Source organism: Chitinophaga sp. (assembly GCF_035761305.1).
GTDB lineage: Bacteria > Bacteroidota > Bacteroidia > Chitinophagales > Chitinophagaceae > Chitinophaga.
In genome coordinates this window covers 1-8046 of sequence record NZ_DASTRI010000058.1, presented here as the reverse complement: position 1 = coordinate 8046, position 8046 = coordinate 1, and the positions used below count along the sequence as shown (strand labels likewise).

The 8046-nt window shown below is 49.6% G+C and carries 7 protein-coding genes and 1 pseudogene; all 8 read left to right on the top strand.

Translation table 11 applies throughout. The annotated features are described in order from the left end of the window. The coding region (locus VFS25_RS05840) for a SusC/RagA family TonB-linked outer membrane protein (protein ID WP_326461185.1) at window positions 1-1485 on the top strand (1485 nt) is incomplete at its 5' end. A gap of 19 nt (window positions 1486-1504) precedes the next feature. Beyond that, entirely contained in the window at window positions 1505-3208 is a 1704-nt protein-coding gene (locus VFS25_RS05835; protein ID WP_326461184.1) for a RagB/SusD family nutrient uptake outer membrane protein, read from the top strand. A gap of 23 nt (window positions 3209-3231) precedes the next feature. Beyond that, a complete protein-coding gene (locus VFS25_RS05830; RefSeq protein WP_326461183.1) occupies window positions 3232-4851 on the top strand; it encodes a polysaccharide lyase in 1620 nt (539 codons plus the stop codon). 314 nt (window positions 4852-5165) lie between these two features. Further along, complete coding sequence (locus VFS25_RS05825) at window positions 5166-6038, top strand: STAS domain-containing protein (protein WP_326461182.1); 873 nt, start codon at window positions 5166-5168, stop codon at window positions 6036-6038. A 3-nt stretch (window positions 6039-6041) separates the two neighbouring features. Beyond that, window positions 6042-6449, top strand: a complete 408-nt coding sequence (locus tag VFS25_RS05820; protein WP_326461181.1) for an STAS domain-containing protein — start codon at window positions 6042-6044, stop codon at window positions 6447-6449. Between the two features lie 7 nt (window positions 6450-6456). Beyond that, on the top strand, window positions 6457-6843 hold the full coding sequence (locus tag VFS25_RS05815) for an anti-sigma regulatory factor (protein ID WP_326461180.1): 387 nt from the start codon (window positions 6457-6459) through the stop codon (window positions 6841-6843). After that, the gene (locus tag VFS25_RS05810; RefSeq protein WP_326461179.1) at window positions 6836-7852 is read left to right on the top strand and encodes an ATP-binding protein; all 1017 of its coding nucleotides are present in this window, start codon (window positions 6836-6838) and stop codon (window positions 7850-7852) included. Before VFS25_RS05815 ends, VFS25_RS05810 begins: the two co-directional genes overlap by 8 nt. 2 nt (window positions 7853-7854) lie before the next feature. Beyond that, window positions 7855-8046, top strand: a pseudogene (locus VFS25_RS05805) (PAS domain-containing sensor histidine kinase); the annotation flags it as partial.

Below are 8046 nucleotides of genomic sequence, written 5' to 3'. Positions count from 1 at the left end.
AAAGATGTGAAAAAGCATTCCTTTGTGTTCACCGGCGTAACCAGCTATATTGAAACCGTAGGTACAGGCAGCTATACCGTGGGCAAGAACCAGCTGTTCCCCTCACAAACCTGGTACAACCTGGCCGGCGCCAACCAGTTCCCGGTATATGGCAGCAATTATGGCAAAAACACGCTGGTATCTTTTACCGGCCGTATTAACTACAGCTACATGGGCCGGTACCTGTTAACGCTTACAGGGCGCAGCGACGGATCTTCCAAGCTGGGCGAAGGGCATAAATGGGCATTCTTCCCGTCTGTAGCGGCAGCCTGGCGTTTGAGCGATGAGCCGTTCATGAACAAACAGCATATTTTCAGCGATCTTAAAATAAGGGCCAGCTACGGCATTTCTGGTAATGATGTTATTGCCGCTTATGCCACGCAAAACTCGCTAACGCAGATACAGTTCTCATACGACGAGTCTAACCCCGCACCGGCATACGGCATCAATCCTACCATCGGCAACAATGACCTGAAGTGGGAACTGACCGCCACCACCGATATAGGCGTTGACTTTAGTATTATAAAAGACAGGATCAGCGGTACGGTAGATTATTATAATGCACGCACCTACAATCTTATTTTCCCGTACACGCTGCCCGGCTCCACCGGCGTATCTACCATTAACCGTAATGTGGGCAAAACCAGCAACAAAGGTGTGGAAGTAAGTCTTACCAGCAACAACATCACGGGCAAGGCTTTCCGCTGGACCTCTACCATTACCTACGCCCGCAACAAAGAAAGGATAACAGAGCTGCCCAACGGCAATGTAATAGATAATGATTACCGTAAGTCGCTGATACTGGGCCAGTCGCCCACCATCTATTACGACTATATGAAGCTGGGCATCTGGCAAACAGGTGAGGAAGCAGAAGCCGCCAAGTACCAGGCGCTGCCCGGCGACATTAAAATAGCCGACATTTCAGGGCCTGATGGTAAGCCCGACGGTAAGATCACGGCAGCAGACCGCACCATTATCGGTACCCGGGTACCTAAATGGACCGGGGGTTTCAGCAATGATTTCAGCTACAAAAATTTTGACCTGAACATTTTATTCATTGCCCGTATAGGGCAGTGGATGAGCTCTGACTACTATGCGAAGTATTACCGGAACGGCGCGCAGAACGGTTCAGCCGTGGATTACTGGACGCCGGAAAATCCTACCAATGCGTACCCGCGTCCTAATGCCACACGCAGCTCTTCTTACGTAACCACGCTTACAGAGTTTGAAAACTCCTATGTAAAGCTGCGCAATGTAACGCTGGGCTACACCGTGCCTAAATCATTTACCCGCAGGGCCGGAATTGAAAGCGTAAGGATATATGTATCTGGCAAAAACCTGTGGTTCTACTCAAAGAACAACAAGGACTTTGATCCGGAGAGTGAAGGAATTGTTGACCAGCCGCTGAACAAACTGTTTGTGGCCGGGCTGAATGTTGCTTTCTAAACCACTAAATGCAAATAATATGAAACCGCATATAAATGAAATATTGTTACTGGTACTAATGGCAGCAGCCACTGTATCGTGTAAAAAACAACTGGAAGAATATAACCCGGGCGGCGCCACCGTAGAAAGCCTGTTTAAAACGCCGGAAGGTTTTGAAGCGGCAGTAACCGCCACCTACACTTATAACCGCAGCATGTACGGGAAAGAGGAAGGCCATGCGCTGCTGGAAGCCGGCACCGACATCTGGACCAATGCCGCCTATAACGGCAATACAGGTGTGAACGGCATTTTTCCCAACACACCGCTTACTACTTACCAGGGGCTTATATCGGATAACCTGTGGGTAAACACCAACCTGTGGGTACCCTGCTACGCCGCCATTAACCTGTGTAACACGGCGCTGAAATATATTAACAACGCAGGTTTATCCGAAAGCCGCAAACCAGTGCTGGAAGGGGAGCTGCGGTTTATGCGCGCCTGGTATTATTACCATCTTGCAGAAGCGTTTGGCCCGGTAAATTTTACGCTGGAGCCTACAGAGTCAATGGTTACAGAGGCCAACCGCACGCCGGTAGATAAAATTTATGAGCAGATATTTGCCGATGTACAGTTTGCAGCGGCCAACCTGCCCAATACCACCAGCGATTACGGCCGTGCTACCAAACCGGTGGCAGAGGCATTCCTGGCCCGGTTAAACCTGGTGCGCGGCAACAACCAGGCAGCCAGCAATTACGCCCGCAGCGTGATTGAAAACTATGGTTTTTCACTGCTGCCTAAGTATGCAGACCTGTGGAAAATGGAGAACGAAAAGAACGCCGAGATCGTGTGGGCCCTCAACTACTCCACCAACCTGGCGCTGAACGGCGGCAGCAATGTAAGCCACAGCATGTATATTATGGATTACATTAACCTGCCGGGTATGCAGCGCGACCTTGCCAACGGCCTGGCCAATGCCCGCTGGATGCCTACCCGTTTCCTGCTGGACCTGTTTAATGAAAACAACGATGCACGCTTCAGCGCCTCCTTTAAACAGGCGTGGATATGCAATAACGCTGCCAGCATACCAAAGTGGTCGCAGGAAGAAGTGGCGCAAAACCCGGCGCTGGCGCCCCTGTTGGGACAAAACAAATTTGCCGTGGGCGACACTGCCGTATTTATAAGCAAATATTCCATAGACGATTACCAGCAGCATTACACTACCCGTTACCGTTATAAAACCTACGACCGGGATGATGTGTATAATACCACCGGCGCACCTAAAGACCGCTTTCACTACATTTCCCTGCGCAAGTTTGAAGATCCTACCCGCCCTGCAGATGGGGAAACGCAAAGCGCACGGAATGTTTTCCTGATACGGCTGGCGGAAATGTACCTCATTACGGCCGAAGCGCAAATGAAATTGGGCCGCCTGGACTCTGCAGCCCTGTACGTGAACGCCATCCGCAAAAGAGCAGCGCTGCCCGGCAAAGAAGCTGCAATGGAAGTAGCGCCCTCCAGCATCAATATTGATTTTATACTGGATGAAAGGGCGCGCGAGCTGGCCGGCGAGCAGCTGCGCTGGTTTGATCTGAAGCGTACCGGCAAGCTGGTAGAAAGGGTAAGGGACCACAACCCCGATGCCGGCGCTTACATACAGCCTTTTCACGACCTGCGCCCCATACCGCAGGCCCAGCTGGATGCTGTAACCAATAAAAGCGAGTTTCAACAGAACGAAGGCTATTAAAATAATAAATAATGATACCTGACATGAAGAAGTTTTTTTTTCAACTGATCACCGGGGCACTGGTGGCAGGCTGCGTTTCTACAGCAAAAGCGCAGTACCCTGTAATTCCGCGGTCCATGGAGGACTCCGCCGAAGCAGTAATGGCGCAGTATAAGAAACGGTCTGATGAGGCCTGGGCAAAGGCATGGCCCATTATAGCCGCAGAAGCTAAAAAGGGCAAGCCTTACATTCCCTGGGCGCAAAAGCCCGAAGACCTGCCGCAGGCTAAAATACCTGCGTTTCCCGGCGCGCAGGGCGGCGGCGCATACAGTTTTGGCGGCCGTGGCGGAAAAGTGTACGTGGTAACCAGCCTGGCCGACAGCGGTCCCGGTACCCTGCGGGAAGCCTGTGAACAAGGCGGTGCGCGCACAGTTGTGTTTAATGTGGCCGGCATTATCCACCTGAAAAGTCCTATCAGCATAAGAGCGCCGTACATTACCATTGCCGGACAAACAGCGCCCGGCGATGGGGTGTGCGTAGCCGGCGAGTCGGTATGGATTGATACGCATGATGTGGTGATCCGTTACATGCGTTTCCGCCGCGGCGCCACAGAAGTTACCCGCCGTGATGATGCATTGGGCGGCAATGGCGTGGGCAATATTATTATTGACCATGTATCTGCCAGCTGGGGGCTGGATGAAAATATGTCGATGTACCGCCACGTATATGACAAAGGCGATGGCTCCAAACCGGAGAAGCTACCTACGGTGAACGTTACTATCCAGAACTCTATTTTCTCCGAAGCGCTGGACACCTATAACCATGCCTTTGGCAGCACTATAGGCGGTTTAAACAGCACCTTTATGCGTAACCTGTGGTGCAGCAACATCAGCCGCAACCCCTCTGTTGGTATGTACGGCGATTTTGGCTTTGTGAACAACGTAATATTCAACTGGTGGAACCGCAGCGCCGACGGCGGGGATCACCGTTCCCTGTTCAATTTCATCAATAACTATTATAAACCCGGGCCCATTACACCGCTGGATAAACCCATCGGCCACCGCATATTAAAGCCCGAAGGCAACCGGGATAAAACAGATCCCAACCATTACGGCAAGGCTTATGTAGCCGGCAATATTGTGGAAGGCAATGAAACCGTAACAAAAGATAACTGGGCCGGCGGTGTGCAAATAGGCGATATGCCGGATGCCGGGCCGTACACAAAAGACATCCGGGTAAATGAGCCGTTCCCGATGGCTAAGTTTCCCATTATGAGCGCAAAAGATGCTTACGGCTATGTGCTGGAGCATGCGGGCGCCACCCTGCCTAAAAGGGATGCGGTAGATAAACGTATAGCCAGGCAGGTGAAGACCGGCAAGATCTTTTATACCGGCGCCGGACCGGATGTGTCCAGTAAGTTTATTAAATGGCGCCTGCCGGCCGACTCTTATAAGCAGGGCATTATTACCCACCCTGACCAGGTAGGCGGCTACCCCGAGTATAAGGGCACGCCTTACAAGGATTCCGATAATGACGGTATGCCGGACAGTTGGGAAACAAAACACCACCTGAACCCCAGGAGTGCGGCCGACGCGGCAGCAGATCGTAACAACGACGGCTATACGAATATAGAGGAGTTCCTCAACAGTGTAGTAAAAGAGTAAAGCAATAATATAACAACAGGAGAGGCGGCATCCCCGCCGCCTCTCCATACTACCTGCCCCAATACCGCACTCAGCCTTAGAATGCGCCCCAGAATTTTTTCCAGCCCTTTTGTAAATACTATAAATTTTCCGGACATTCGTTCAGCCTTAGCACGAGATGTAGTGTCAGTTCTACAACAATTTACACAATACTCCCTGGCGTTTTAATATCATGCATTTATATGCCCCTTAACAGCCCGCCGGTGCCGGCCTTATAAAGTTTTGTTTTTGTATCAAGCGTTCATCATAATATTTATGCATCTTAATTCAGAAATATGAAAATTGACATCTCCAAGGTATTCCAGAAAAAAAAGAAACAGATCTTAGAACAATGGATGAAAAACCAGCTTGCCGATGAAAGTCTGCGGGAAGATCTCATGAGCAATGAAGAGCTGCGTACCCAGTCGGAAGAGCTGCTGGACGCCCTGGTAAAAGCGCTCAATGAAAAGAACCTGGCAGAAGCGAATTCTGCCGATTTTGACAATGTGGTGGAAATACTTTCGGGCATTTCCATTTCCAGGGCCCGCCAGGGTTTTTCTCCCAGGGAAACCGGCCTGTATATATTCAGTCTGAAAGATGCATTAACACAACTGCTGCAGGAAGAGCTGAAGGCCGACCCGGTGCAGCTTGCCGCCGTCATTATAAAAATCAACAAGCTGATAGACAGTTTTGGCGTAACCACTTTTGAAACCTTTATCAAAGGGCGTGAAGAAGTGATTTTGCGGCAAACCGATGAAATAACTGAGATATCTACGCCGGTGATACGCGTATGGGACGGTATACTGGCCCTGCCTATCATTGGTACGCTAGACAGCTCCCGTACACAGGTGGTAATGGAAAACCTGCTGCAGGAAATAGTGGTAACCGGCAGCAGCATAGCCATATTGGATATTTCCGGCGTACCTGCCGTAGATTCGCTGGTGGCGCAGCACCTGTTAAAAACCATCAGCGCTACCCGCTTAATGGGAGCGGAATGTATTATCAGCGGCATACGCCCTGAAATTGCGCAAACGGTTGTACACCTGGGCATCGATTTGTCTAACATTATCACCAAAGCTACCCTGGCCAGTGCGTTAAAATATGCGTTTGCGTTGCAGCAGCTGGAAGTGAGAAAATCATCTGTAAAAGAAAAAAATAGTCAGTTATAGGATATGGATAGGATACCTGTTCTCCAGATGGGCAAATTTTTGCTTGTGACCATCCAGGTAGATTTATATGACCGTTTGGCATTGAACCTGGAAAGTGACCTGGTGCAAATGGTAAGTAAAACCGGCGCCAGGGGAGTGCTGATTGATATATCGGCGCTTTCCATAGTTGACTCGTTTATGGGACGTATTATTGGCAATATCGGCAGTATGAGCAAAATCATGGATGCTGAAACAGTAGTAGTCGGAATGCAGCCCGCCGTAGCTATTACCCTGGTAGAACTGGGCCTGGAGCTGAAAGGTGTTAGTACTGCGCTGAATGTGGAAAAGGGAATGGAATTGTTAAAAAGCAAAATCGGTTCTTTCGGGGACACCACAGAGGAGGAAGAACACGATGATACTAGTGTTGAATAAAGATACAATGCCCATACAAAGGGAGCAGGATGTGGTACCGTTCCGCAACCGGGTAAAGGAATATGCCGTAAAAATCGGCATGAGCCTGGTGAACCAGACTAAACTCATTACTGCTGCCTCTGAATTGGTACGTAATATGCTGAAGTATGCCGAAGGTGGTAACACGCTGATAGAAGTGGTGAGCAGGGGGCGGGAAAATGGCATTCGCCTATCCTTTATTGACAGGGGCCCGGGGATAAAAGATGTGCAGCTGGCCATGAAGGATGGTTTTTCTACCGGCAAAAGCCTGGGACTGGGCCTGCCGGGTGCCAAACGCCTGGTAAGCGAATTTGATATTAAGAGTGCTGTAGGCAAAGGAACTACTGTTACTATCATTAAGTGGAAAAATGGTTAATGCTGTTCACCTGAGATTTAAAGTAACAGACCGTAGCTATTTCGCTATACTTAAAAAGGAAATACATGCCCTGGCGGCAACCGCGGGGTTTATGGCGAGAAAGATAGGTGAAATAGATATTGTGGTGGCCGAAATTGTTTCTAACCTGGCTAAGTATGCAGTGGATGGCGAGCTGTTGGTAAAGTTAATGGAAGAGGAAGGAATACAGGGTATTGAGCTTATTTCCATTGACAAGGGGCCGGGTATGGGCGATGTGCAGCGCATGATGGCAGATGGCCATTCTACCGCTAATACATTGGGCCATGGCCTGGGCTCTATCAAAAGACTGTCGGACAAGTTCCAGGTTTACTCCCTGAAAGGCTGGGGCACCGTTTTATGTAGCGTCATATTCAATAAACCGTTACCTGCCCGTCTTAAACCCAGGAATGTTGAAATACGGTCCCTGATTGTTCCCAAACCCGGCGAAACTGCCTGCGGCGATGGATTCTGTTGTAAAGAAACAAAAGATTATATCAAGCTGTTCCTGGGGGATGGGCTGGGACATGGAAAAAATGCCGAGAATGCCGTACAAAACGCCATAGAAGCATTCAAAATATACCCGGATCATAGCCCGCTGGAAAATCTGCGCTTTATACATCGTGAAGTAAAGAAAACAAGAGGCCTGGTAGGCACTATTGTAACATTTGACAAGAAAGCCAAAACCTGGCGTGTTTGCGGGGTGGGCAATATTCTTACCAAGCTGCTGGGACCCGCCATGTCAAAAACATACGTGGCATATAACGGCATTATAGGGCTGAACATACCCAATACTATGACCGACCAGGAAATACCATACGAAAAAGGGCAGCAGCTGTTCATGTGCAGTGATGGAATAAAATCCCGCTGGGATCTTTTCCGCTACCCCAACATTATGCGATATGACCTGACTGTTATGGAAGCAGCGCTTTTAAAAGACTTTGCACGGAATACGGATGATATGTCAATTGCAGCATGTAAAATAAACATATAAGGATGCAGGACCTGGTAAAAGTTACGCTCAATAACGAAATGGATCTTATCCTGGCGCATAAACGCTCCATGAAGCTTGCAGAGCTGGCAGGGTTGTCGCTTTCCGCTCAAACCACTTTTGCCACCGCGGTTTCTGAAGTGTCCAGGAATGCTATTGAGCATGGGCAGAACGGATACCTGACCCTGGCGGTTAGC